Annotated in this window: 21 protein-coding genes; 16 read left to right on the forward strand and 5 right to left on the reverse strand. The window is 60.0% G+C overall.

All coding sequences use genetic code 11. From position 1 onward, the window contains the following. Positions 1-79 precede the first annotated feature (79 nt). From secA to argH, 10 genes are all read left to right on the forward strand, one after another. The gene (secA, locus tag DLM86_RS26235; RefSeq protein WP_110843033.1) at positions 80-2584 is read left to right on the forward strand and encodes a preprotein translocase subunit SecA; all 2505 of its coding nucleotides are present in this window, start codon (positions 80-82) and stop codon (positions 2582-2584) included. 111 nt (positions 2585-2695) lie between these two features. After that, positions 2696-3812, forward strand: a protein-coding gene (gene prfB / locus DLM86_RS26240) for a peptide chain release factor 2 (protein ID WP_110843034.1) whose coding sequence is annotated in 2 segments (ribosomal slippage) — positions 2696-2767 and positions 2769-3812 — 1116 coding nt in all. Because the reading frame shifts where the segments join, the coding sequence is not laid out codon by codon here. A gap of 70 nt (positions 3813-3882) precedes the next feature. Next, positions 3883-4752: a YitT family protein gene (locus tag DLM86_RS26245; protein ID WP_110843035.1), complete on the forward strand. Its 870-nt coding sequence runs from the start codon at positions 3883-3885 to the stop codon at positions 4750-4752. A gap of 232 nt (positions 4753-4984) precedes the next feature. Beyond that, positions 4985-6034 (forward strand): N-acetyl-gamma-glutamyl-phosphate reductase, encoded by a 1050-nt coding sequence (argC, locus tag DLM86_RS26250; protein ID WP_110843036.1) that lies wholly within the window; start codon positions 4985-4987, stop codon positions 6032-6034. Between the two features lie 80 nt (positions 6035-6114). Beyond that, positions 6115-7347 (forward strand): bifunctional glutamate N-acetyltransferase/amino-acid acetyltransferase ArgJ, encoded by a 1233-nt coding sequence (argJ, locus tag DLM86_RS26255; RefSeq protein WP_110843037.1) that lies wholly within the window; start codon positions 6115-6117, stop codon positions 7345-7347. A gap of 62 nt (positions 7348-7409) precedes the next feature. Continuing rightward, complete coding sequence (gene argB, locus DLM86_RS26260) at positions 7410-8198, forward strand: acetylglutamate kinase (protein WP_110843038.1); 789 nt, start codon at positions 7410-7412, stop codon at positions 8196-8198. 33 nt (positions 8199-8231) lie between these two features. Next, positions 8232-9422 carry an acetylornithine transaminase gene (locus tag DLM86_RS26265; RefSeq protein WP_110843039.1) on the forward strand — a complete coding sequence of 397 codons (1191 nt, stop codon included), beginning with the start codon at positions 8232-8234 and terminating at the stop codon, positions 9420-9422. Between the two features lie 71 nt (positions 9423-9493). Further along, the gene (argF, locus tag DLM86_RS26270) at positions 9494-10453 is read left to right on the forward strand and encodes an ornithine carbamoyltransferase (RefSeq protein WP_110843040.1); all 960 of its coding nucleotides are present in this window, start codon (positions 9494-9496) and stop codon (positions 10451-10453) included. A 144-nt stretch (positions 10454-10597) separates the two neighbouring features. Then, complete coding sequence (locus tag DLM86_RS26275) at positions 10598-11836, forward strand: argininosuccinate synthase (RefSeq protein WP_110843041.1); 1239 nt, start codon at positions 10598-10600, stop codon at positions 11834-11836. Positions 11837-11956: 120 nt separating this feature from the next. Beyond that, on the forward strand, positions 11957-13372 hold the full coding sequence (gene argH, locus DLM86_RS26280; RefSeq protein WP_110843083.1) for an argininosuccinate lyase: 1416 nt from the start codon (positions 11957-11959) through the stop codon (positions 13370-13372). Between the two features lie 69 nt (positions 13373-13441). On the opposite strand, the gene DLM86_RS26285 is transcribed toward argH, so the two are convergent. The 3 genes from DLM86_RS26285 to DLM86_RS26295 all read right to left on the reverse strand — a co-directional run bounded on the left by DLM86_RS26285 (position 13442) and on the right by DLM86_RS26295 (position 16494). Further along, positions 13442-14335 carry a DUF4097 family beta strand repeat-containing protein gene (locus tag DLM86_RS26285; protein ID WP_110843042.1) on the reverse strand — a complete coding sequence of 298 codons (894 nt, stop codon included), beginning with the start codon at positions 14333-14335 and terminating at the stop codon, positions 13442-13444. 2 nt (positions 14336-14337) lie between these two features. Continuing rightward, the gene (locus DLM86_RS26290; protein ID WP_158289671.1) at positions 14338-14853 is read right to left on the reverse strand and encodes a DUF1700 domain-containing protein; all 516 of its coding nucleotides are present in this window, start codon (positions 14851-14853) and stop codon (positions 14338-14340) included. A 168-nt stretch (positions 14854-15021) separates the two neighbouring features. Then, positions 15022-16494 carry a VanW family protein gene (locus DLM86_RS26295; protein ID WP_110843044.1) on the reverse strand — a complete coding sequence of 491 codons (1473 nt, stop codon included), beginning with the start codon at positions 16492-16494 and terminating at the stop codon, positions 15022-15024. Between the two features lie 197 nt (positions 16495-16691). Between DLM86_RS26295 and ftsE the strand changes: the two genes are divergently transcribed. The 6 genes from ftsE to DLM86_RS26325 all read left to right on the forward strand — a co-directional run bounded on the left by ftsE (position 16692) and on the right by DLM86_RS26325 (position 23087). After that, on the forward strand, positions 16692-17378 hold the full coding sequence (gene ftsE / locus DLM86_RS26300; RefSeq protein ID WP_110843045.1) for a cell division ATP-binding protein FtsE: 687 nt from the start codon (positions 16692-16694) through the stop codon (positions 17376-17378). Then, positions 17368-18285, forward strand: coding sequence for a permease-like cell division protein FtsX (gene ftsX / locus DLM86_RS26305; RefSeq protein WP_110843046.1), 918 nt, complete (start codon positions 17368-17370; stop codon positions 18283-18285). Before ftsE ends, ftsX begins: the two co-directional genes overlap by 11 nt. A 21-nt stretch (positions 18286-18306) precedes the next feature. Continuing rightward, entirely contained in the window at positions 18307-19482 is a 1176-nt protein-coding gene (locus DLM86_RS26310; protein WP_245954919.1) for a murein hydrolase activator EnvC family protein, read from the forward strand. Between the two features lie 74 nt (positions 19483-19556). Then, the gene (locus tag DLM86_RS26315) at positions 19557-21014 is read left to right on the forward strand and encodes a S41 family peptidase (protein ID WP_110843047.1); all 1458 of its coding nucleotides are present in this window, start codon (positions 19557-19559) and stop codon (positions 21012-21014) included. A gap of 105 nt (positions 21015-21119) precedes the next feature. Then, positions 21120-21647, forward strand: a complete 528-nt coding sequence (locus tag DLM86_RS26320; protein ID WP_110843048.1) for a DUF3231 family protein — start codon at positions 21120-21122, stop codon at positions 21645-21647. A gap of 150 nt (positions 21648-21797) precedes the next feature. After that, complete coding sequence (locus tag DLM86_RS26325; RefSeq protein WP_110843049.1) at positions 21798-23087, forward strand: PDZ domain-containing protein; 1290 nt, start codon at positions 21798-21800, stop codon at positions 23085-23087. 66 nt (positions 23088-23153) lie between these two features. Here the strand turns inward: DLM86_RS26325 and DLM86_RS26330 are convergent, their stop codons facing one another. Together DLM86_RS26330 and DLM86_RS26335 are read right to left on the reverse strand one after the other, a co-directional pair. Next, positions 23154-23924, reverse strand: coding sequence for an OmpA/MotB family protein (locus tag DLM86_RS26330; protein ID WP_110843050.1), 771 nt, complete (start codon positions 23922-23924; stop codon positions 23154-23156). Continuing rightward, positions 23908-24702 carry a flagellar motor protein gene (locus DLM86_RS26335; protein ID WP_110843085.1) on the reverse strand — a complete coding sequence of 265 codons (795 nt, stop codon included), beginning with the start codon at positions 24700-24702 and terminating at the stop codon, positions 23908-23910. The genes DLM86_RS26330 and DLM86_RS26335 overlap by 17 nt, the downstream gene beginning before the upstream one ends. Positions 24703-24828 lie beyond the last annotated feature (126 nt).

Here is a 24828-nt window from a genome sequence, read left to right on the forward strand (position 1 = left end):
ATTCGTGCCAGGGGCATTATTCATAACCACCATCATGGTTCGCAACGGACGGACTACGTAGAGCGAAAGGGGTTCTCGCATGTTAGGACTCGTAAAAAAAATATTCGGCGATTCGAACGATCGCGAAGTGAAGCGCATCATGAAGACGGTCGAAGCGATCAACGAGATGGAGCCGCAGTTCAAGGCTTTGTCCGACGAAGAGCTTCGCGGCAAGACGGACGAGTTCCGCTCGAGACTCGAGCAGGGAGAGGACTTGGACGACCTTCTGCCGGAGGCGTTCGCCACCGTTCGGGAGGCGTCCTGGAGGACGCTCGGCAAGCGCCATTACGACGTACAGCTGGTCGGCGGTATCGTACTCCATGAGGGCAAAATCGCGGAGATGCGTACCGGGGAAGGGAAGACGCTCGTCGGCACGCTGCCGGTTTATTTGAACGCGCTGCTCGGCAAGGGCGTGCACGTCGTCACGGTCAACGATTACTTGGCGCAGCGGGACAGCGCCGAGATGGGGCAAATTTACCAGTTTCTCGGCATGACCGTCGGGGTCAACCTGAACAGTCTGTCGCACCAAGGCAAACAGGAAGCGTACGCCTGCGATATTACGTACGGGACGAACAACGAGTTCGGCTTCGATTATTTGCGCGACAACATGGTGCTTTATAAGGAACAAATGGTGCAGCGGCCGTTGTACTACGCGGTCATCGACGAAGTGGACTCGATCCTCGTCGACGAAGCGCGGACGCCGCTCATCATTTCCGGACAAGCCGCCAAGTCGACCGATCTGTACTATGCGGCGGACCGCTTCGTCAGCCGTCTGACGGCGGAGGAAGACTACACCGTCGACATTAAGGTCCGTTCCGTCAACTTGACCGAAGCGGGCGCGGCAAAGGCGGAGAAGACGTTCGGCATCGAGAACTTGTACGACCATGCGAACGTGACGCTGAACCACCACATCACGCAAGCGTTGAAGGCGCACGTCATCATGAAGCGCGACGTCGATTACGTCGTGCAGGACGGCGAAGTCATCATCGTCGACGAGTTCACCGGTCGTCTCATGGTCGGACGCCGATACAGCGACGGCTTGCATCAAGCGATCGAAGCGAAGGAGCAGCTGAAGGTACAGAACGAGAGCATGACGCTCGCCACCATCACGCTGCAAAACTACTTCCGGATGTACCGCAAGCTGGCCGGGATGACCGGTACGGCCAAGACGGAAGAGGAAGAGCTGAAGAAAATTTACGGACTCGAGGTCGTCGTCGTGCCGACGAACCGGCCGATGATCCGCGTCGATATGCCGGACGTCGTCTACAAAAACGTGAACGGCAAATTCCGGGCGGTCGTCGATGAAATCGTCGAGCGTCACAAAAAAGGCCAGCCGGTCCTCGTCGGTACCGTATCGATCGAGAACTCCGAGAGACTGTCCGAGATGCTCAAGAAGAAGGGCGTCCCGCATAAAGTGTTGAACGCGAAATACCACGCCGAGGAAGCCGAGATCGTCTCCAAAGCCGGACAGCACGGCGCCGTCACGATCGCCACGAACATGGCCGGCCGCGGTACGGACATCGTGCTCGGCGAAGGCGTTCCCGAACTTGGCGGCTTGCATATTATAGGTACGGAGCGTCACGAAAGCCGCCGGATCGACAACCAGCTGCGCGGACGCGCCGGACGTCAGGGCGACCCGGGCTCGTCGCAATTTTACTTGTCGATGGAAGACGAGCTGATGCGCCGCTTCGGTGCCGAGAACATTATGGGCATGATGGAGCGGATCGGGTTCGAGGAAGATCAGCCGATCGAGAGCAAGCTCATTACGCGGGCGATCGAATCGGCGCAGAAGCGGGTCGAAGGCAACAACTTCGATACGCGGAAAGTCGTCCTCCAATACGACGACGTCATGAACCAGCAGCGCGAGATCATTTACAAGCAGCGCCGCGAAGTGCTCGAGCACGAGAATATCAAAGAAATTACGCTCGGCATGATCATGCCGGTCGTCGAACGGATCGTAGCCGCCCATACGCCGGAGGATCAAGTGCCGGAAGAGTGGGATTTGGCGGCCGTCGCCGAATACGCGAATTCGACGTTCCTGCAGGAAGGCCAGCTGACGGCGGAAGAGCTGTGGGGCAAAGAGCGCGACGAAATGATCGAGCACATCAAGAACCTCGTGAACGAACGGTACGATCAGCGCGAGCAGGAAATCGGCTCGGAGATGATGCGCGAGTTCGAAAAGGTCGTCGTGCTGCGTGCGGTCGACAGCAAATGGATGGACCATATCGACGCGATGGAGCAGCTCCGCCAAGGGATCCACCTTCGTGCATACGGCGGTACGGATCCGCTTCGCGAATACCAGTTCGAAGGCTTCGAGATGTTCCAGGAAATGATCGAGAACATCCAAGAGGAAGTAGCCAAATATATTATGAAGGCGCACGTCGAGGCGAACTTGGAGCGCCAAGTCGTCGCCGAAGGGCAAGCCGTCGATCCAAAAGCCGAGTCGGAAGGCAAAAGTCCGGTTCGCGCCGAGGACAAAGTCGGACGCAACGACCCGTGTCCATGCGGCAGCGGGAAGAAATACAAGCAATGCCACGGGAAATAACCGACCGGCGGCGCACGCCCCGGCTGATGATGCAAGAGGCGGCCCCCTTCCCAGGGGGCTTCCCTATGCGCCATACCGTCGGCACACATTACATGCAGAGGTGAATCGTTCATGTTGGAAGCGGACGTCAAGCAAGATTTAAGGGAAGTTGCAAAGCGAATTCAAGACCTTAGGGGGTCTCTTTGACTTAGATCTGAAGCTCGAGCAGATCGCCAACTTCGAGGAGAAGATGGCCGCGCCCGATTTTTGGGACGATAATGAGAAGGCGCAAAAACTGATCGGCGAAATGAATGCGATCAAGTCGGTCGTCGACGATTTTCAATCGATGGCGTCCGCGTACGAAGATATCGAAGTGATGCTGGAGCTGGCCGAGGAAGAGGGCGACGCGAGCATCGCCGCCGATCTGACGGCGAGCATCCGCGAGCTGCACGGCAAGCTTCAGGCGTTCGAGCTGCAGCTGCTGCTCAATCAGCCTTACGACAAGTACGACTGCATCCTCGAGCTGCATCCGGGGGCGGGCGGCACCGAGTCGCAGGACTGGGCCGACCTGCTGCTGCGCATGTACCGGCGGTACGCCGAGAAGCGGGGCTACAAGGTCGAGCTGCTCGACTACTTGCCGGGCGACGAGGCGGGCGTCAAAAGCGTTACGCTGTCGATCAAGGGGCATAACGCCTACGGCTATTTGAAGGCCGAGAAAGGCGTTCACCGGCTCGTGCGCATTTCGCCGTTCGACGCTTCGGGCCGGCGCCATACGTCGTTCGTCTCGTGCGACGTCGTACCGGAGATCGAAGAGGACGTCGAGGTCGAAATCCGCACCGAGGATTTGCGCATCGATACGTACCGGGCGAGCGGCGCCGGCGGACAGCACGTCAACCGGACCGAGTCGGCGGTGCGCATCACGCATATCCCGACCGGGATCGTGGTCGCGTGCCAGCTGGAACGGTCGCAGATCCAAAACCGCGAACGCGCGATGAAGATGCTCCGTTCGAAGCTGTACGAGAAGAAGCTCGAGGAGCAGGCTAAGCATTTGGCCGAAATTCGCGGGGAGCAGTCGGATATCGCGTGGGGCAGCCAAATCCGCTCCTACGTCTTCCATCCGTACAGCATGGTGAAGGATCACCGGACCCAAGCGGAGACGGGCAACGTGCAGGCCGTCATGGACGGGGAAATCGACATGTTCATCGACGCTTACCTGCGGCAGCAGATTAATCCGGCCGACGCTTCATAAATAGGCGGCGAACCGTTTATCCTACACATAGTGTAGGATTTTTTTCTCTATTTTGGGAGGAGGAGCGCCGATGCGCCGCAAAGAACCCGCCATCCGGATCGGCAGCCCGCTGCACCAGGCGATCGAATATGGCCTGCTGCTCGCGGGCTGTCTGATTATCGCGAGCAGCTTCAACTTGTTTTTGAACCCGAACCAGATCGCGTCCGGAGGCGTATCCGGGATATCCACGATCATCCAGCATCTGTTCGACATCGAGCCCGCCATCGTGCAATGGGTGCTCAATATTCCGTTGTTTATTCTCGGGCTTTTGTTTCTCGGGGGGCAATTCGGACTGAAAACGGCGGTAGCGTCGGTCGTGCTGCCGCTGTTCGTCCTGCTCACGCGCGATATGGAACCGCTCACGAAAAACACGCTGCTGGCGACGATCTACGGGGGGATCGGACTCGGGGCCGGACTCGGCATCGTGTTTCGGGGAAGAGGCTCGACCGGCGGGCTGGATTCGGCGGCGCAGCTCATTCATAAATGGACCGGCATCGGATACGGCATCGCGGTCGCCATGCTGGACGGGGCCGTCATCTTGACGGCCGGCATCGTCTTCTCCCCGGAGAAGGCGCTGCTTGCGCTGATCGGCTTGTACGTGACGACGAAGACGATCGATATCGTGCAGACCGGCTTCCGCTACTCGAAGCTCGCCTTCATCATCTCGATGGAAACGGAGGCGCTTCGCCAAGCGATTCTGTACGAGCTGGACCGGGGGCTGACGCTGCTCGAAGCGAGAGGCGGGTTTACGGGCGAAACCCGGCCGACGCTCATGGTCGTCGTCAGCCAAACGGAGGTGACCCGGTTGAAGACGATCGTCCGGTCGGTCGACCCGAGCGCCTTCGTCATTTTGGCCGACGCGAACGAGGTGCTCGGGGAAGGGTTCAAGCTTCAAGGCTGAGCGCGAAAGGACCGGGAAAAGTATTGCAGATCCGGGCGATATTCCGTATGATCGATTAAGAAAGTCCCGTCGATCCGCCTAGCGGATCGTTCATCGTTTGTCCACGGAAAACAGGCAAAAAAGCATTGAATTATTATTCGTGTGATTGTATAATGATGCATATGTTTCGGGGGACGGCATCTTGAATTACGGCGGGAACCTGCATTTTTTGGATCATGGGGAGGGTGTGGCCATGGGCGGCAAATTAAGAGCGGCGATCGTCGGATCGACCGGGTACGGCGGAGTGGAGCTGATCCGGCTTCTGCTGCAGCATCCGAATGTGGAGATCGCCTCGGTCGTATCGTCGTCGAACGCGGGCGCGCTTTACGCGGAGGGGTATCCGCATTTGACGGAGATCGTAACGGACCGGCTGGAAGCGATCGATCCGGAGGCGATGAAGAGCAAGGCGGACGTCGTCTTCCTGGCGACCCCGCACGGCGTCAGCACGGAGCTGACTCCGAAGCTGATCGAAGCGGGGCTCAAGGTCATCGACGTGTCCGGCGACCTGCGGCTGAAGCGCGGAGACGTGTACGAGAAATGGTATAAGCATAAGCCGGCGGCGCCGGAGTATTTGGAGCGGGCCGTGTACGGACTGTGCGAGGTGTTCGGGGACGACGTGCGCGGCGCCGATCTGATCGCCAACCCGGGCTGCTTCCCGACGGCGACGGCGCTGGGGCTCGTGCCGCTTCTGGCGGAGCGCTGGATCGATCCGTCCACCATCATTTCCGACGCGAAGACGGGCGTATCGGGAGCGGGACGCGGGCTCGGATTGACGCACCACTATTCGGAGATCAACGAAAACACGCTCGCGTATAAAGTAAACCGGCATCAGCATACGCCGGAAATCGAGCAGACGCTCAGCCGCATAGCGGACGAGGAAGTGACGATGACGTTCACGACGCATCTGCTCCCCATGACGCGCGGCATTTTGGTGACGAGCTATGCGAAGCTGAACGCGGCGAGGACGGACGAGGAAGTGCTTGACCTGTTCCGGAAGTATTACGAAGGGCGCCGCTTCGTGCGCATCCGTCCGGCGGGCAAGCTGCCGGCGACGAAGGAAGTGTACGGCTCGAACTATTGCGACATCGGGGTATCCGTCGACGAGCGGACGAACCGGGTGACGGTCATTTCCGTCATCGACAATTTGGTGAAGGGCGCGGCCGGTCAAGCGGTGCAAAACTTGAACCTGATGATGGGCTGGGACGAAGGAATGGGCTTGGCGTTCACGCCTGTCTATCCTTAAACCCCCAAAAAACTATCTCGCGTCTTCGGACTTATTCCGACTATTTTCCGTGTATGAAGAAAGATGGTGATGGTTGCGGTATGGCGCAGCATGGCGAATTTGTAGTGGTGGAGAACGGCTCGGTGACGACGCCGAGAGGGTTTCGGGCCGGCGGGCTGCATTGCGGGCTCAAAAAAACGCAGCGCAACGATTTGGGCGTCATCGTATGCGACGTGCCGGCGGCGGCGGCGGGCGTCTATACGCTGAACGCGTTTCAGGCGGCACCGCTCAAGGTGACGAAGGAGAGCATCGCGGTCGAAGGCAAGCTGCAGGTCATGCTTGTCAACAGCGGTAACGCGAATGCATGTACGGGCCAGCAAGGCGAGGACGACGCGCGCACGATGCGGTCGGAGGCGGCGAAGGCGTTCGGCGTACCGGATCATTACGTCGGCGTCACGTCGACCGGCGTCATCGGCGAGCTGCTCAAGATGGATAAAGTGACGGCGGGCATCGCCGCGCTTCCGCCGAAGGTATCCGCAACGGACGAAGGCGGCGAGGAGTTCAGCCAAGCGATTTTGACGACCGACCTGGTCAAGAAGACAATCTGCGTCAAGCTGACGGTGGACGGCCGTACGGTACATATCGCCGGAGCGGCCAAAGGATCGGGCATGATTCATCCGAACATGGCGACGATGCTCGGCTTCATGACGACGGACGCGGCGGTATCGTCCGCGGCGCTGCAGAAGCTGCTGAACGAAGTGACGGATTCGACGTTCAACATGATTACGGTCGACGGCGATACGAGTACGAACGACATGGTCGTCGTCATGGCGAGCGGTTTGGCCGGCAACGGCGAGCTGCACGAGAGCCACCCCGACTGGGAAGCGTTCGCGGCGGGGTTCCGTTATGTCGGCGAGGTGCTGGCGAAAGCGATCGCCCGCGACGGCGAAGGGGCGACCAAGCTGATCGAGGTGAGCGTCGTCGGAGCGGAGTCGAAGGAAGCGGCCCGCGCGTTCGCGAAGACGGTCATCGGGTCGAGCCTCGTCAAGTCGGCCTGCTTCGGAGCGGATGCGAACTGGGGGCGAATCATCGCGGCCGTGGGGCGCGCCGGGTACCCGGTCAATACGGAGACGGTCGACATCCGGCTCGGCGACATCGTCACGTTGGAGCAGTCCCGCCCGGTTCGGTTCGACGAGGAGAAGGCGGCCGAATATTTGAAGGGCGATTTCGTCCTCATCCATGTCGATCTGCATATGGGCTCGAGCAGCGCCACGGCATGGGGCTGCGACCTGACCTACGACTACGTGCGCATTAATGCGGCTTACCGGACTTGATCATCGTCATCATCATGTTATCGATATAGAAACGGCAGCGAATAAAAGGAGATACCGGTTCGATGAGCAACGGCTGTTTTGTGATGAAATGCGGGGGAAGCACGCTTGCGGCGCTTCCCGAAGCGTTTTTCCTCGATTTGAAGAAGCTGCAGGAACAAGGAACGGTCCCCGTCATCGTGCACGGCGGCGGGCCGGCGATTTCCGATACGCTCGGCAAGCTCGGCATCGAGACGGAGTTCGTGAACGGGCTGCGCAAGACGAACGAAGCGGTGCTCGACGTCGTCGAGATGGTGCTGTCCGGCCAGATCAACAAAGAAATCGTCCGCAAAATCCAGCAGTCCGGCGGGAAGGCGATCGGCCTCTCCGGCGTGGACGGCCATTTGATCCAGGCGAAGCCGGTGGCGAACGCGCACGAGGTCGGCCTCGTCGGCGACGTGACCGACGTGAACGCGACGATCGTCCAAGGCATCGTCGACATGGGCTACATGCCGGTCATCGCGCCGGTCGGCATCGGCGAGGGCGCTCAGCGGTACAACATTAACGCCGATACGGCGGCCGGTGCGGTCGCGTCCCGGATCGGCGTCGCACGGATGATCGTCGTAACGGACGTCCCCGGCATCCTGAAGACGGTCAACGGCGAGAAGCGGGTTCTGCCGGTCGTGACGGTGGCGGAGATCGAACGGATGATCGAGAGCGGCGACATCTACGGCGGCATGATCCCGAAGGTGCGCGCGGCGATTCAGTGCATTCAGGGCGACGTGAAGGAAGTCGTCATCGTGAACGGCAGCGAGCCGGAGGTGCTCAGCAAGGTGCTGCGCGGAGACGAGATCGGCACGCGGATCCAGAAGTAACCCCCTATTACGATACGAAACGGAGTGATTGCGATGAGCGAGCAGCAAAGCGCGCTGTTCCCGACGTACGCCAGATTCCCGATTACGCTGGTCAAAGGGGAAGGCAGCCGTCTTTGGGACGACAAGGGGAAAGAGTATCTCGATTTCGCCAGCGGGCTGGCGGTCACCAACCTGGGGCACGTGCCGAAGCGGGTCAAGGAGAAGCTCGTCGAGCAGCTCGGCGAGCTGTGGCACGTGAGCAACCTGTTCCACATTCCGAACCAGGAGAAGCTGGCCCGGCTGCTCGTCGACAACAGCTGCGCGGACGCCGTCTTCTTCTGCAACAGCGGAGCGGAGGCCAACGAGGCCGCGATCAAGCTGGCGCGCCGGTACAACGCGAAGGTGCTCGGCAAGCCGCGTCACGAGATCATTACGTTCCACACGTCGTTCCATGGCCGGACGCTGGCCACGCTGACGGCGACGGGGCAGGACAAGGTGAAGGAAGGCTTCCATCCGCTGCCCGAAGGGTTCGTCTACGCGCCGTATAACGACGCCGACGCGCTCAAGAGCTACGTGACGGACAAAACGTGCGCCATCATGCTCGAGCTCGTGCAGGGCGAAGGCGGGGTCAATCCGGCTAGCGAGGCGTTCGTACAGGAAGCGGTACGGCTGTGCAAGGAGCACGACCTGCTGCTCATCATCGACGAAATTCAGACCGGCATGGGCCGGACCGGCAAGCTGTTCGCCTACGAGCACTACGGCATCGAGCCGGACATTTTCACATTGGCCAAAGGGCTGGCCAGCGGCTTCCCGATCGGCGCCATGCTCGGCAAGGCGAAGCTGCGCGACGCGTTCACCGCGGGCAGCCACGGCTCCACGTTCGGCGGAACGCCGATCGCGACGGCGGCCGGCATCGCCACGGTGGAGACGATGGTCGAGGAGAAGGTGCCGCAGCGCGCGGCGGAGCTGGGCGCGTATTTCATGGAGCAATTGAACGCGAAGCTGGCGGGCAACCCGCTCGTGAAGCAAATTCGCGGCAAAGGACTGCTCCTCGGCATCGAATGCACGCGGCCGGCGTCCGAGTTCATTCCGGCGATCCACGAGGCGGGCTTGCTCGTGTCGGCGGCGGGCCCGAACGTCATCCGGCTGCTGCCGAACCTGCTCGTCACCCATGAGGAGGCCGACCGGGGCATCGATATCGTCGCGGGCGTGCTGGCGCAAAAAGCGGCCGCCGCGGTTCAATAAGCCGTTTTCCATACTACGATAACCGGGCGGACCTCTTCACGGAGGCCGTCCTGCATAAAGGAGGAGCACCGATGTCCGATACGTTGACGCAGGACATGGCGGCCAGCTTGAAGGGCCGGGATTTTCTCGGGCTCGTCGATTATGCGCCGGAAGAAATCCGTTACTTGATCGATCTCGCGATCGAGCTGAAGAAGAAGCAAAAGGCGGGCGAACCGTACCAGCCGCTGAAAGGCAAAACGCTCGGCATGATTTTCGAGAAATCGTCCACCCGTACCCGCGTGTCGTTCGAGGTCGGGATGTACCAGCTGGGCGGGCATGCGCTGTTTTTGAGCAAAAACGATTTGCAGATCGGCCGCGGCGAAACGATTTGGGACACCGCCCAGACGATGTCCCGCTATCTCGACGGCATCATGATCCGCACGTACGCGCATCGCACCGTCATCGATCTGGCGCGCGGAGCGACCGTACCGGTCATCAACGGGCTGACGGACCGGTCCCACCCGTGCCAGGCGCTGGCCGATTACCAGACTGTCCTGGAGAAGAAAGGCAAGCTGCAGGGGCTCAAAATCGCGTATATCGGCGATGGGAATAATATGGTACACTCCTTAATGATGGGGGCTGCCAAGCTCGGCCTCCATATGGCCGTGGCGTCGCCGGAAGGCTACGACCCGGATCCGGAAGTGACCGCGAATTCCCGCGAGAACGCGTCGAAGACGGGCGGCTCGCTGCTGCTTACCCGCGACCCGAAAGAAGCGATTGCCGACGCCGACGTCGTCTACACCGACGTATGGGCGAGCATGGGCTTCGAAGCGGAACAGGCGGCGCGCGAAATCGCATTCCAAAATTATCAGGTGAACGAAGAGCTGACCCGCTACGCGAAGAAAGATTTTCTGTTCATGCACTGCCTGCCCGCGCACCGCGGCGAGGAAGTGAGCGAAGGCGTCATCGACGGACCGAACTCGATCATTTTCGATCAGGCGGAAAACCGGCTGCACGCGCAAAAAGCGGTCATGGCCGCTTTGATGGGATAATACGCGGGATGCGCAGAACAGGGGCGCCGCTGCGCCGGCCGATGGTTCCGAAAGGCCGGCGCGGGCGAACCCCGCGGCCGCCGTACCGCGGCCCGCACCCGAAGCGATTAACGACGCATCATCATTAAAGGAGACCGAATACCGATGGCGAAACAAAAAATCGTACTGGCCTACTCCGGCGGGCTGGATACTTCCGTCATTTTGACGTGGCTGAAAGAATCGTTCGACGCGGAGATCATTACATTTACCGCCGACATCGGACAGAAGGACGAGCTGGACGGTCTCGAGGAGAAGGCGCTGCGCACCGGCGCGACGAAAGCGTACATCGACGACCTGCGCGACGAGTTCGCGAAAGATTTCATCTTCCCGATGTTCCAGGCGGGCGCCTTGTACGAGGGGCAATATTTGCTCGGCACGAGCATCGCGCGTCCGCTCATCGCGAAGCGGATGGTCGAAATCGCCCGCGCCGAGGGCGCGACGGCGATCGCTCACGGCGCGACCGGCAAGGGCAACGACCAAGTACGCTTCGAGCTGACGGCGGCCGCGCTGGCGCCGGAGCTGGAAGTGATTGCGCCTTGGCGCATCGAGGAGTTCCGCGAGCAGTTCCCGGGCCGCGCGGAAATGATCGCTTACGCCGAGAAGCACGGCATTCCGGTCACCGCGACGGCCTCCAAGCCGTATTCGACCGACCGCAACCTGCTGCACATCAGCTTCGAGAGCGGCATGCTCGAGGACCCGTGGTTCGATCCGAGCGCGGATTCGAACCGTGACATGTACGTGTTGAGCCGTGCGCCGGAAGAGGCGCCGGACCAAGCGGAATACGTCGAGCTCGGCTTCGAGCGGGGAGACTGCGTCTCCGTGAACGGCAAGCGGATGAGCCCGCTCGAAGTGATGGAGACGCTGAACGAGCTGGGCGGCAAGCACGGCATCGGCCGCGTCGACATGGTCGAGAACCGGTTCGTGGGCATGAAGAGCCGCGGCGTATACGAGACGCCGGGCGGCACGATCCTGTTCGTCGCCCATCGCAAGATGGAGTCGCTGACGATGGACCGCGAAGTGATGCACCTGCGCGACTCGCTCATTCCGAAGTATGCGTCGCTCGTCTATAACGGCTTCTGGTTCGCTCCGGAGCGTCTCGCGATTCAAGCGCTCGTGGACGAGAGCCAGAAAAACGTCACCGGTACGGTGCGGCTGAGACTGTACAAGGGCAACATTATGGGCGCCGGCGTGCAAAGCCCGGTCAGCCTGTACAACCCGGACATCGCGACGATGGAAGCGGACCCGTCCAAAGCGTACAATCAAGGGGATGCCACCGGCTTCATCCGGCTGAACGCGCTCCGTCTGCGCGTCGCGTCCGGCGTCGCCCAGAACGCGAAGAAGTAAACGAATCGAATCCGATTTCCGTTAGAATGCTAGGCGGACCGTGCGAAGGCAAGGAGGCGACAGCCGTCCTTGCCTTTCGAGCGCCTGCGCCGCCGATGACCCGAGGAGGGAATAGTGAGCGTGTCGAAGCTTTGGGGTGGACGATTTACGAAGAAGACGGACCAGCTCGTCGAGGAATATACGGCCTCGATTCTGTTCGACAAAGAGCTGGCCGAGGAAGACATTCAAGGCAGTCTGGCGCACGTGAAGATGCTCGGCAAGTGCGGCATTTTGCCGGCGGCGGACGTGGAGAAAATTCAGGACGGCCTGCACAAGGTCATGCAGATGATTCGCCGGGGCGAAGTCGAATTTTCCGTATCCGACGAAGACATCCATATGAATATCGAGAAGACGCTGATCGAGGAGATCGGTCCGGTCGGCGGCAAGCTGCATACGGGGCGGAGCCGCAACGACCAAGTGGCGACGGATATGCATTTGTACTTGCGGAAGCGGGTCGTGGAATTCGTCGGCATGCTCGTCAAAGTGCAGGAAACGCTCATCGGACAAGCGAAGGCGAACCTGGACACGATCGTGCCGGGCTACACGCACCTGCAGCGGGCGCAGCCGATTTTGTTCGCGCACCATATGATGGCGTACGTCTCGATGTTCGAGCGCGACATCGAACGGCTTCGTGACAGCTACAAGCGCATTAACGCGCTGCCGCTCGGTGCGGGCGCCCTGGCGGGAACGACGTTCCCGATCGACCGCCACTTCGTGGCGGAGCAGCTCGGCTTCGAGCGCGTCTACGAGAACAGCTTGGACGCGGTGAGCGACCGCGACTTCATCGTCGAGTTTTTGTCCAATGCCTCGCTCATCATGGCGCATTTGTCGCGGCTGTGCGAGGAGCTCGTCCTCTGGTCGAGCACCGAGTTCCAGTTCGTCGAGCTGGACGACGCCTTCTGCACCGGAAGCAGCATCATGCCGCAGAAAAAAAATCCGGACGTCGCGGAGCTCGTGCGCGGCAAGACCGGCCGCGTCTACGGCAACCTCGTCGGCATGCTGACCGTGCTGAAAGCTTTGCCGCTTGCATACAACAAGGATATGCAGGAAGACAAGGAAGGCATGTTCGACACCGTGCGGACGCTGCAGGGAGCGCTCCAGCTGTTCGCGCCGATGATCGCCACGATGAAGGTGAATCGCGACCGGATGCGGCAGGCGGTCAATCAGGATTTCTCCAACGCGACGGACATCGCCGATTACTTGGTCGGCAAAGGCTTGCCGTTCCGACAGGCGCACGAAGTGATCGGCAAGACGGTGCTCTACTGCATTCAGAACAAGAAGTACCTGCTCGATCTGACGCTCCAAGAGTTTCTGCAATTCTCGGAGCTGTTCGACGACAACATCTACGACGTGCTCCAGCCGGAAAACGTCGTCAACGCCCGCAACGTATACGGCGGGACGGCGACGCCCCAAGTGTCGGCCGCCATCGGCCGCGCGGAGGAAACCGTCCGGAGCAATGCGGCTTGGGTCGAGGAATATCTCGAGAAAAGCAAGTAAGCGTAAGCTCGGCAATAAAGCCAAAACAAAACTCCCGCCCATCATGATCATGAGCGGGAGTTTTTCGTATTACTTTTCTCGGATCTCGATGCTGCCGAAGCTCGAGCGCGCTTCCAGCAGCGGCCCGCCGGAGCCTACGCTGCCTTGGAACGAGTGATCGGTATCGTCGCGGGATTTCAAGCCGGCCACGTCGACGTCGATACCGCCGGAATCGTTTTTCAGATCGACGCGAAGCGCATCGCCTTGGGGGACTTCCGCCTCGATGTTCCCGGTGTCGGTCGACAGCTCGACCTTCTCCGCCACCTTGTCGAGCGACATGTCGATATTGCCGAACGACGTCTTCGCCTTCACTTTTTCGGTCGCCGCGATACGCCGCGCTTCGATCCGGCCCGCATCGGTTTGGAGCTCCAGTCGGTCGCCGCCGTATTCGTCGACGGAGATGCGGCCGAAGCTCGTGCGAAGGGACAGCTTGTCGGCTCGGACCGCCCGGGATGCTTCGATATCGCCCGCATCGGTCGTCAGCTCGATCTCTTGGAAGGAACGATCCGGCAGCGCCACCTCGAACCGCAGCTTCGACCATGAGCCGTCCATCAGGGATACGAGCTCGAAAATGTTGAAATTGAACCAATTGTCCTGCTGCTTCTCATACCTCAAGTCGGCGGTCACCGTACCGTTGCGGCTGGTGAGGTCGATATCGGCGGCGTGCTGCACCCGATCGTTCGTCGTTCCCGCCAGGCGGAAATGGATATCGTCGTCCTCGCTCCGGACGAACACGACGTCGGAGAAGTCCGAATGAATCGAAAGGCGGTTGACGTCCCGGGACGGCGCCGTCTTCTCCAAATCGATCGTCGCGGCATCTTGGCGGAAGCCCTCGGCCGACGAATAGACGACCCAGGCGCCGGCGATGCCGACCCCGAAACAGATGAATCCCAAAGCGAGCAGCGTTTTTCGAATCCAGCCCATCGTTACAACCCCCTGACCGCGTTAACGTTCCAGCGAACATATTTGCCGGCCAGCTTCAAAAACCTCGGTCCGACATAGGACATGCCGACCGCAAGGACGAGCCCGAGGCCGAACATGCCGACACATACGAAAATGACGAACAGCAGCTCCGTCAAGCCGCCCGGCAACCCGTTGGCGACGAAGTAAAGAAACGGAGCGCCCAAGAGAACGACGCCGACGACGCCCAAGGCGAACAGCACGGCACATACCGCAATGAACGGACCAAGGATGAAAATCAGATTGAACAGCACGAGCGCGGCGCCCGCGATCAGCTTGCCGATCGACGAATCGCCCTTATTCGGGGGAGCGCCGCCGCCGCCTTGGTACAGGATTCGGTAAGCGATCTGCTCTTCCGGCTCGCCGTTCGCCATCGCCCGATAAAACAAATCCTCGTATCGCTGCAAAATGTGCGTGCGGTCCGGCTCCGGGACGCCGCGCAGCTTTTGCTCCAACAGCTCGAAAAATTCCGCTTTCGTCATTCGCATTCACCCTTCCGGCCGTAATCCATCATGATCGCATCATACCGTAAATTCGTCATACCCCTGTAGTCCCGTTCGTCATATGACCCGTCATAAGAAAAAGAAAAAGACGGGAGGAACAACGTTCCCCTCGTCCAATCCATGCGGACAGATCGTGTCGCGCGGCATTCACCTGCCTTTAGGCAGGACGGGACCGCTCACCCCGTCTTCGATAATCGTCCGCCCGCCGCCCGGCGGACCGTCTTTGTCTTCGGGCGGCGTCCCGTTGTTCGCCGCGACGAGAGAAGGCTGGGGCTGGTACGTATCCGTCGAGACGCGCTCCCGTCCGACGACGGCGCCGTTCTCCTTGCGGATGCGGTAAGTTTCGACAACGTACCCGGGCTTGCCCGGCTGCAGAAGCGACTGCGCGCCCTTCGGCAGCGACGGGTTGTGCACGTACTTGACCGGCGGCTCGATCGTCTTGATCACGTTCGATTCCACCTCATAGGTGACCGATTCGGGCATGCGGCCGAACAGCTTCACCGTGACGCTCGACTCGTTCGTTTCGGTGCGGATGAGCAAATGATGGCCGCTGTTGTTCGTAAAGACGAAGTTGATATAGCCGTTCGCAAACGTCGCGTCCTGCCCGAGCGCGACGTAGCTGACCGGCAGCGAATGGTTGCGGCGTTCGTTCACCGTTAGTCCGGCGCGAAGGACCGCGTTGTACAACGTCGTGGACACTTGGCAGATGCCGCCGCCGATCCCTTGGACGAGCTTGCCGTTGTAAATGACCGGCGCTTCGCGGTAGCCGTGCTTGCGCTCCGTTTCGCGGATGACCGTGCCGTAGTCGAACTTGGCGCCGGGGGCGAGCAGCATATCGTGAATGGTGCTCGCGGTCGCTTGAATGTTGTGGACGCGGCCCGGCGCGCTTCCGTGGGACGTCGTCGTGAATTCGGCGATTTTGCGGTCCACGCCTTGCGCCTTCAGCCGGTCCAGCGTCATCTCGGGCAAGACGTCGCGGAGAGGGACGTCCAGCTTCGCGGGAGAGGCGTCGCCGGTCCACCGGTCCGGGCGCAGCCGTCCGTCCCAGACGTCTCGCGCCGACTCGACGAGCAGGCCGGCCAGCACCGCGGTATCCGCCGTTCGGGCCCGAACCTCCGGCTTGTACTCGATCCGGTCGTCGGCGGTAACGACCCGCTCCGCATTTTTCGTCACGGGCTTCATCAGCCCCGGCCACGCCGCCTCAAGGGTCTGCCGCAGCTTTTCCTCGGAAACGGTCAGCTCGAGAGGGAGGGCGGCATGGCGCAGCTGCCAACGTCGGCGCGCGCGGTCCAGCCGGCTTCCTTCTTTCGCGAAGCTGTCCAAAAATGTCGATAGCTGTTCTCCGTTGGACGACAATCCGAGCCGCTCCATCGTGAATTCGGTCCGGTTCGCCGCCGCGTCGGCCGCTCCTAGCGAAACCTTTTGATTCGACAGCCGCTTCAATCCGTCCTCCAGCGCGAGCTTCGCTTCCTCCGCGCGCATCCCTCCGACCTGCCAATCGCCAAGCCGAACCCCGGCAGGCAGCGTCTGCAAACCGGAGTACCACCAAAACCATATCCATAACGCGGACAAGCCCGCGACGGCCGCTGCCAGCAGCCGGTTTACCGTACGGCGTTTCATCGGAACCGCTCCTCTATCATGGTGGTACAACCTATGTATATGCGAGGGGCCGCCTGAATTTTCCAATAACTATTAAGTCCGAAAAAGGCGATTGCCGTGCTATGATGAAAGAATATGTTGAATCGAAAAGTTTCCTAGAGGATTTCAGCGGCAGGTGTCGAACTCTTATATGTTAACTATGACCGGGATGTGATAGCGTGATCGAAATGCAAGATGTATGGAAGACGTATTCCGACGGAACCCATGCATTGAAAGGCATCAATGTGAAAATCGACGCTCACGAGTTCGTGTATGTGGTCGGGCCTTCCGGGGCCGGCAAATCCACATTCATGAAATTGATATATCGCGAGGAACGGCCGACGAAAGGCCACATCTTCGTTAACGGTTTCAATCTGGAAAAGCTGAAGCAGCGCAAAATTCCGTATGTCAGGCGCAACATCGGGGTCATCTTCCAAGACTTCAAGCTGCTGCCGAAGCTGACGGTGTATGAAAATGTCGCATTCGCGATGGAAGTGATCGAGGCTCCCAAGAAGCTGATGAAGAAACGGACGATGGAGGTGCTCGAGCTCGTCCGATTGAAGGACAAGGCCGGATCGCTTCCGGGGCAACTGTCCGGCGGCGAGCAGCAGCGCGTCGCCATTGCCCGGGCAATAGTGAACAACCCGGCCGTCATCATCGCCGACGAACCGACCGGCAACCTCGACCCCGAGACGTCATGGGGCATCATGAAGCTCCTCGAGGAAATCAACTTCCGCGGGGCTACGATCGTAATGGCTACGCACAACAAGGAAATCGTCAACACGATGCGCAAGCGGGTCATCGCTATCGAGAGCGGCAACATCGCTCGCGACGTCGTTAGAGGGGAGTACGGCTATGAGGATTAGCACCTTCGCTCGGCACGTACGGGAGGGTGCCAAAAACGTCGTACGCAACGGCTGGATGACGTTCGCCTCGATTAGCGCCATTTCCATCTCGCTGTTCGTCCTCGGCATTTTCCTCGTCTTGGCGCTCAATGTCAACAGCTTGGCGGATCAGATCGAGAGTCAGGTCGAAATTCGCGTCTATCTCGAAGTCAATACGACCGAGCAGCAGAGGGACGCCGTCCAGCGGGATATCGCCGCCATCCCCGAGGTGAAAAAGGTCACTTTCGTCTCCAAGGAGGAAGGGCTGAATTTGCTGCGCGAGAAGATGGGCGACGAAGGGAAAGAGCTGCTGGAAGGATTCGACGGGGACAACAATCCGTTGAACGACTCGTTTACCGTGGAGGTTACCGATCCGCATCTCGTCGGCCAAGTGGCGGAGCGGATCAAGGCGAACGATGCGAAGAACAATCCGCCGCTTCTGTATAAGATCAACTACGGCAAAGGCACCGTCGATACACTGTTGAAAATAACCGGCATCGTGCGCAACGTCGGACTCGTATTCGTCCTGCTGCTCGCATTTACCGCGATGTTCCTCATATCGAATACGATCAAGATTACGATCGTCGGCCGCCGGCGCGAAATCGGCATCATGAAGCTCGTCGGTGCGACGAACGGCTTTATCCGCTGGCCCTTCTTCATCGAAGGGGCGCTGCTCGGCTTAATCGGTTCGGCCATACCCGTCGGCGTTCTGCTGTGGGGGTATGCGGAGCTGCTCAACTATACGAAGGTCCAGCTCGGCTTGATGCTGATCAAGCTGATACCCGTGAGGGAGCTCGTGCTGATTATACCGGGGCTGTTGTTCGGCATCGGCGTCATGATCGGCATATGGGGAAGCATTTTGTCCGTCCGCAAGTTTTTGAAAGTGTAATGTCGAGGAGGAATCCCGGAGTTGAACAAGTGGAAACGATCGTTGGTCGTCGTATCGGGTTTGGCGCTGCTGCTTATGTCCGCGCCCCAAGAAGGGTATGCTATTACGGATGCGGAAATCGACAAGAGGCTTGACATGATCAAGAAGCAGGAGGCCGAGGCTGCCAAGAAGCAGCAGGAAGCCGACAAGCTCAAGAAGGATCTCGCGTCGAAAAAAGTTCAGGAAACGAACAATATGCAGGAGCTGTGGAAGCAGATCGAGGAGCAGGGCAACAAGCTGAACGCGATCCAGAAGCAAATCGACGCGACGACGGCTACGTTGAAACAGACGGGACAAGAACTGCAGGAAGCCGAGCAGCGCGTCGAAACCCGCGATCAGCTGCTGAAATCGAGAGTGCGGCTCATGTATACGAACGGCTTCGTCTCCTATTTGGACGTGCTGCTCGAATCGACCAGCTTCAGCGACTTTTTGGACCGGTACCATGCGCTCAAGTCGATCGTCGGCCAAGACAAGGAAATATTGGAGGCGAACAAGCGGGACCGCGAGGCGGTTGCGCAGAAGAAGGTGCAGGTCGAAGCCCAGTTGGCCCAGGTTCAAGCGCTGTACGCCCAGAACGAGCTGGCGAAGAAGGAACTGATGGCCAAGGAGAAGGACAAGGAAGTGCTCATCGCGAGCCTGGCGAAGCAGGAGCAGGCGATCGAGGAAGTAAGCGAGGAGCAGGAGGAATTTCTGAAGAAGCTCGCGGCGGAGAAATCGAAGCTGTGGGCGGAGAAAAACAAAAACAAGAAAACGGCCGTCTATACCGGCGGTCAGCTGAAATGGCCGCTGCCGGGACGGACGACGATCTCCTCCGGGTTTATCCATCGGATCAATCCGGTTACGAAGAAGAGCGAGAACCATAAAGGGATCGATATCCCGGCGCCGGCGGGAACGGAAATTCATGCGGCCGCTCCGGGGACGGTCATCATCGCGCAGTGGGTAAACGGATACGGCAATACGGTCGTCATCGATCACGGAGGCGGCTTGGAGACGTGGTACGGACATGCCCGAAGCTTGGCCGTCGAAGAGGGCGATCAAGTGAAAGCGGGGGACGTCATCTCGTACGTCGGATCGACCGGACAGTCGACCGGCAACCATCTTCATTTCGAGGTTCGCAAAAACGGGGAGCCGACCGATCCGATCCCCTACGTAAAATAACGCTACTAATTCGCACGTCGGTCTCATACAATGAACCAACCTAGAGACAAGCCAGCAGAGGCGGTGAGAAGACCATGTTCTGGAAAGGACGCAATCTGTACATCTTCGTCGCGTTTCTGTTGCTCGCGATGTTCGCCAGCAGCGTGCTGACGCTTACGATCGTCAAGCCGCTGTCTTATGCGAGTGAAGGACGCAGCGTATTCGGCGGCAAGACGGGCGAATCCGGCTTTACGGCGCAAGAGCTGAAGAAGCTGTCGACGACGTACGAATTGATACAAGGCCAATTTTTGCACGAGGTGGACCGGACGAAGGTCATCGACGGCGCGATCCACGGCATGCTCGGGGCGTTGGACGATCCGTACACGACGTATATGGATCAAGAGGAAGCGAAGCAGTTCAACGATATGCTCAGCTCGAAGTTCCAAGGCATCGGCGCCGAAGTGTCGCTGGAGGACGGCCGCGTGAAGGTCGTTTCCCCGATCAAAGGCTCGCCGGCCGAGAAAGCGGGCATCCGGACGAACGATATTATTTTGTCGGTCAACGGGGAAAAGCTGGACGGGCTGACGCTGTCCGAGGCGGTCATGAAAATTCGCGGAGACAAAGGCTCGCAGGCGAAGCTGCAAATTTCGCGGGCCGGCGCCGAGCCGATCGAGGTCGTCGTCGTTCGGGACGATATCCCGATCGAAACGGTTCACTCCGAGATGCTGGAAGGGCAAATCGGCAAAATCGACATTCGCGAATTCGTGCAAAACACGGCGAAGACGTTCAAGGATCAGCTGAAGGCACTGGAGAATCAAGGGATGAAGGCGCTCGTCATCGACGTGCGCAACGATCCGGGCGGCATGCTGCAGGCGGTCGTCGAAATGCTGGAGGAATTCGTCCCGAACGGCAAGCCTATCGTTCAGGTCGAGGACCGGAACGGCCGGCGGGAGCAGACGCTGTCCAAGGGCGGCTCCGGCAAGCCGTATCCGATTGCCGTGCTGATCAACAACGGCAGCGCCAGCGCGTCGGAAATTATGGCGGGCGCGCTGCAGGAAGCGGCGGGCGCGAAGCTGTTCGGCGAGAAGACGTACGGCAAAGGAACGGTTCAAGTGACGTACCAGCAGGAGCTGGGCGACGGCAGCAACATCAAGATGACCGTCATGAAGTGGCTGACGCCGAACGGCAACTGGGTGCATCAGAAAGGCATCGCCCCGGACGTGGCGGTGGAGCAGCCGGCGTTCTTCAAAGTATCGCCGCTGTCGAAGAAAACGACGCTGAAGGCCGACATGCTCGGAGACGACGTCAAAAATATGCAGCTGATGCTGGAAGGGCTCGGGCTCGCGCCCGGCCGGACCGACGGTTACTTTAACGACAAGACCGCCCAAGCGGTCAAATCGTTCCAAAGCGCCAACGGCTTGCCCGCGACCGGCGAGGTCGACGTCAAGACGGCGCAAAAGCTCGAGGAAGCGATCGCCAAAGAAATTCGCGATCCGAAGCACGATCTGCAGCTCAAGACGGCGGTCGAAGCGATGCGGAAAGCGGTGAAATAACAACGCAAGGAATCGGGTACCGGAAAGGTGCCCGATTTTTTTTGCGCCCGTTTCGACTAAAACGCGTCAAAAGACACACCCTAGTAGCAAAAAGGCGGTGCGAACATGAATGTTTTGGAACTGCTTACCGACTCGATCAAGCCTTTTCTGGACGGAGAAAAGCCTCCATTGAACGTCGGGGAAGTGATGAACGTATGGTTTTACTTAACCGCAACCGATCAAACGATGCGCGGCGAGCAGGTGTCCTACAACATCGTGGAGGATCCCGATTTGAAGGAAAAGCTCAGAGTGGTGATCGATACGGTGCATGCCCCCATCTTCGAGGAAGTGGTCAAGTTTTTGGAGTCGGAAGGCGTCCCGCTGCCGGATTTGTCGCAGCCCAAGCCGGTCGGCGAGTTCCGCCATATGCCGGAGGGCTCCCGATTGTCCGACGAAGAAATCGCCAATCTGCTCAGCTTCAATATCGTACTGGGCATCAATTATGCCTGCCGCGGGATGACGGAGGCCGTACGGCCGGACGTGGCGGCCATGTTCGCCAGATTCCAAATGAAAAAGATGGCTTACGCGGTTTCACTCAGGGAGATGCTGAGGAAAAAAGGCTGGTTGAAGGCCCCTCCGGACTTTAAGCCGTAGTGGAATTGAACGGCGACCGGTTGGACTTTACGGTCCTGTTCGCCCTTGCCGCGGCGGGAACGGCTGGAAATGTGCGTATCGCGGCAGGAAATCGCCGGCGGAACGTCGAATCGGTTGGTTTAGGAAGCTTCGGGAAAAGGAGCGGATTCGATGGACATCGCCGCGGATTTGGCGCGAAACGCGCTGCATGCGCTTGTGCAGCTGGCTGTGCAGCCTTTTTATTATATCGGGATCGTGTTCGTGATCGTGCAATATCGCAGGCAAATCGTACTGGAGCGCCAGCTGTTCTCGACGAGACTTCATTCGCTGATCGATACGACGTGGAGGACGGTGCTGTGGGGCATCGTCGCGGGAATGGCCGCCTCGTTCGTCATGTCGTTCGTCGGCGCTACGGTGCCGCTCGGCGTCGTCGTTTGGTTATGGGTGCTCTCGGCGCTGCTGGCCGTCGTCCAAATCCGGTTCGTCTGCTTGGCGTATTCGGTCGCCTTGCTGGGCGTGCTGCACGTCGTCGTCTCGACGTTCCCGTCCTTGACCGAGATCGACTATGTCGGAGCGGCACTCCGACCGCTGCAGCAGCTGCCGATATCGTCGATGCTTGCGTTGGTCGGCCTGCTGCATCTGCTGGAGGCGTTTTTCGTCGGCAAGCAGGGCGCGAGCATGGCGATGCCCGTATTCGTGGAAGGCAAGCGGGGCAAAGTGATCGGCGGCTATCAGCTGCAGCAGTTTTGGCCGGTGCCGCTGCTGCTCCTCGTCCCGGCCGGTGCCGGTTCGGCGGTGCTGCCCTGGTCGCCTCTGTTCGGCGGCGACATCTGGTCCGCCGGCTGGACGTTCGCCGCGATGCCCGTCATGCTCGGCTTCGCCGAACGGACGACGACGCGGCTGCCGCAGGACAAGGCGCGGGTCAGCGCCAAGCGGCTCGTCGTGTACGCGGTAGCGGTGCTGGCGCTTGCCGCCGGCGCGGAATGGCTGCCCGGCTTCGCGCTCGTCGGTTCGCTCGCCGTCGCGGCGCTGCACGAGGCGTTGGTCTGGTGGAGCAAGCGGGAGGAATCGTCCCGTTCGCCGATGTATGTGCACGGGGCGGACGGGTTGAAAATTTTGGGCGTGCTTCCGGCCGGTCCGGCCAAGGAAATGGGCCTGCTGCCCGGGGAAACGATCCATAAAGCGAACGGCATTAAGGTACGTACGAAAGAGGAGCTGCACGAGGCGCTGCGCTCGAACGCCGCATTCTGCAAGCTTGAAGTGATCAATACGGAAGGCCACACGAAATTCGTGCAGCGGGCGCTGTTCGCCGGCGAGCATCATTTGCTCGGGGTGGTGCTCGCTCCGGACGACAAGGCGATGTACGTCGTCGAGGAGCGCAGCGTAAACTGGTTCACGAAGGCGGCGCGGCGGCGGCCGGCCGGCTACGCTTCCGGCAGCGAGACCGGAAGCGGGCTGTAGAGACAAGAAAAGAGTCCTTCGCGTGAGGAGCGCGAGCAAGGACTCTTTTTTTGCGCGGCAGGGCCGTTATGACCCGTTGCGGAGCACGACGATTTCGACGCGCCGGTTTTTTTGCCGGTTCGTCTCCGAATCGTTCGGCGCGACGGGCTTCGTATCCGCATAGGCGGACGAGATGAACGTATCGCTCTTCAGCTTCGCGGAATTGACGAAGTAGCGGATGACCGAGACGGACCGCGCTTGGGAAAGCCCCCAGTTGTCCTGAAACTGCGAGCCCGGCGTCACCGGCAAATCGTCGGTGTGCCCCTCGACGCTCACCTTCGCCTTCAGCTGGGGGAACAGACTGGCCAGCTTCTCGAGAACGGGAAAAGCGCCCTGCTTCAGATCGGCCTTGCCGAGATCGAACAAAAACAAGTCGTTCAGCGTAATGGCGATGCCGCGGGGCGTATCGCTGGCCGAGACTTGGGCTTCCAGGCTTTGCTCGGCGATGTATTGCCGGACGAGCTTGAGCAAATTTTGCAAGTCCTCTTCCTTCGCGTCCTTCTCCGCGCCGTCCGTCGGCTTCGTCTCCGTCTCCCGCTTCGTCTCGTCTCCCGCTTGTCCGGCTCCCGGATTCGCGCCGTCCAGTACGCCGCTGCCCTTCGGGATCATCGACGTCGCGTCGTGGAATTGGAGCTGGAGCGCCTTGGCGAGCGACTCGTACTTCGCGGTATCGACCTGGCTCATCGCATACATGATGACGAAGAAGATCATGAGCAGCGTGATCAGATCGGCGTACGTAATGAGCCACCGCTCGCTGCTCGAATGGGAAGTCTCGCTGCGCTTACGTCTCCTCGCCATCGGCTACCGCATCCTTTCCGCCGAACGAGGCCGCATCCAGCTGGAGGAACGAAGCCAGCTTTTTTTGAATGAGCTGCGGGTTTTCGCCGGCCTGCAGCGCCAGCATTCCCTCCAGCATCATGTCCATCTCCGCGACGAGCTCCTCGCTGCGCACTTTGATTTTGTTCGCGATCGGCAAATACAGCACGTTGGCGCTGCCGACGCCGTACAATGTAGCGGTAAAGGCCACGGCGATCGCTCCGGCGAGCGAGGCCGGGTCGGACATGTTGCTCAGCACGTGGATCAGCCCCATGACGGTGCCGATGATGCCCATCGTCGGGGCGTAGCCGCCGGCCGCCTCGAACAGCTTCGCGCAGTTCTGGTGCCGCTTCTCCTTGGCCTCGATCTCCACCTCGAGAATTTGCCGCAGCACGTCGGGATCGGTTCCGTCGACGACCATCTGCAGCCCTTCCCGCAAAAACGCGTTCGGATGCTGCTGCGCGCGGTCCTCGAGCGCGAGGACGCCTTCGCGGCGGGCGACGACCGCCATGTCGACGAGCTCCTCGATCAGGGCGGCCGGGTTCGATTTGGGCTCGCGGAACGCCATGCGGAGCGCCTCGGGAATGAGCTTGAGCTGCGACTTCGGGAAGCTGACGACGACCGCGCCGAACGTTCCGCCGAACACGATGATCGCCGCCGTATATACGAGCAGCCCGCTGATGTGGCCGTCCTCGAGCAGGAAGCCGCCCACGAGCGCCAGGAGGCCGAGCAGGATGCCCAGTAGCGTTGTCAAATCCATGGACCAAACCCACACCCTTTGTTCGAAAATTTGCAACAATTCCGGAAAAGAGGTATAATGAATGAGAACAAACATTCGGTAAACCCCCATGTCCTATCCATATATCGGTAACGGCCGAATCGTTCA

The sequence above is a fragment of the Paenibacillus flagellatus genome, assembly GCF_003217775.1.
GTDB lineage: Bacteria > Bacillota > Bacilli > Paenibacillales > NBRC-103111 > Paenibacillus_AB > Paenibacillus_AB flagellatus.

Bases quoted from the DNA above. Each gene is read 5' to 3' on its own strand.
- DLM86_RS26330 (WP_110843050.1), bottom strand. From the start codon at position 23,924: ATGGCGAGGAGACGTAAGCGCAGCGAGACTTCCCATTCGAGCAGCGAG.
- DLM86_RS26285 (WP_110843042.1), bottom strand. From the start codon at position 14,335: ATGGGCTGGATTCGAAAAACGCTGCTCGCTTTGGGATTCATCTGTTTC.
- secA (WP_110843033.1), top strand. From the start codon at position 80: ATGTTAGGACTCGTAAAAAAAATATTCGGCGATTCGAACGATCGCGAA.
- argB (WP_110843038.1), top strand. From the start codon at position 7,410: ATGAGCAACGGCTGTTTTGTGATGAAATGCGGGGGAAGCACGCTTGCG.
- DLM86_RS26320 (WP_110843048.1), top strand. From the start codon at position 21,120: ATGAATGTTTTGGAACTGCTTACCGACTCGATCAAGCCTTTTCTGGAC.
- DLM86_RS26275 (WP_110843041.1), top strand. From the start codon at position 10,598: ATGGCGAAACAAAAAATCGTACTGGCCTACTCCGGCGGGCTGGATACT.
- DLM86_RS26295 (WP_110843044.1), bottom strand. From the start codon at position 16,494: ATGAAACGCCGTACGGTAAACCGGCTGCTGGCAGCGGCCGTCGCGGGC.
- argJ (WP_110843037.1), top strand. From the start codon at position 6,115: ATGGCGCAGCATGGCGAATTTGTAGTGGTGGAGAACGGCTCGGTGACG.
- DLM86_RS26325 (WP_110843049.1), top strand. From the start codon at position 21,798: ATGGACATCGCCGCGGATTTGGCGCGAAACGCGCTGCATGCGCTTGTG.
- argC (WP_110843036.1), top strand. From the start codon at position 4,985: ATGGGCGGCAAATTAAGAGCGGCGATCGTCGGATCGACCGGGTACGGC.
- DLM86_RS26315 (WP_110843047.1), top strand. From the start codon at position 19,557: ATGTTCTGGAAAGGACGCAATCTGTACATCTTCGTCGCGTTTCTGTTG.
- DLM86_RS26290 (WP_158289671.1), bottom strand. From the start codon at position 14,853: ATGACGAAAGCGGAATTTTTCGAGCTGTTGGAGCAAAAGCTGCGCGGC.
- DLM86_RS26265 (WP_110843039.1), top strand. From the start codon at position 8,232: ATGAGCGAGCAGCAAAGCGCGCTGTTCCCGACGTACGCCAGATTCCCG.
- DLM86_RS26245 (WP_110843035.1), top strand. From the start codon at position 3,883: ATGCGCCGCAAAGAACCCGCCATCCGGATCGGCAGCCCGCTGCACCAG.
- argF (WP_110843040.1), top strand. From the start codon at position 9,494: ATGTCCGATACGTTGACGCAGGACATGGCGGCCAGCTTGAAGGGCCGG.
- DLM86_RS26335 (WP_110843085.1), bottom strand. From the start codon at position 24,702: ATGGATTTGACAACGCTACTGGGCATCCTGCTCGGCCTCCTGGCGCTC.
- ftsX (WP_110843046.1), top strand. From the start codon at position 17,368: ATGAGGATTAGCACCTTCGCTCGGCACGTACGGGAGGGTGCCAAAAAC.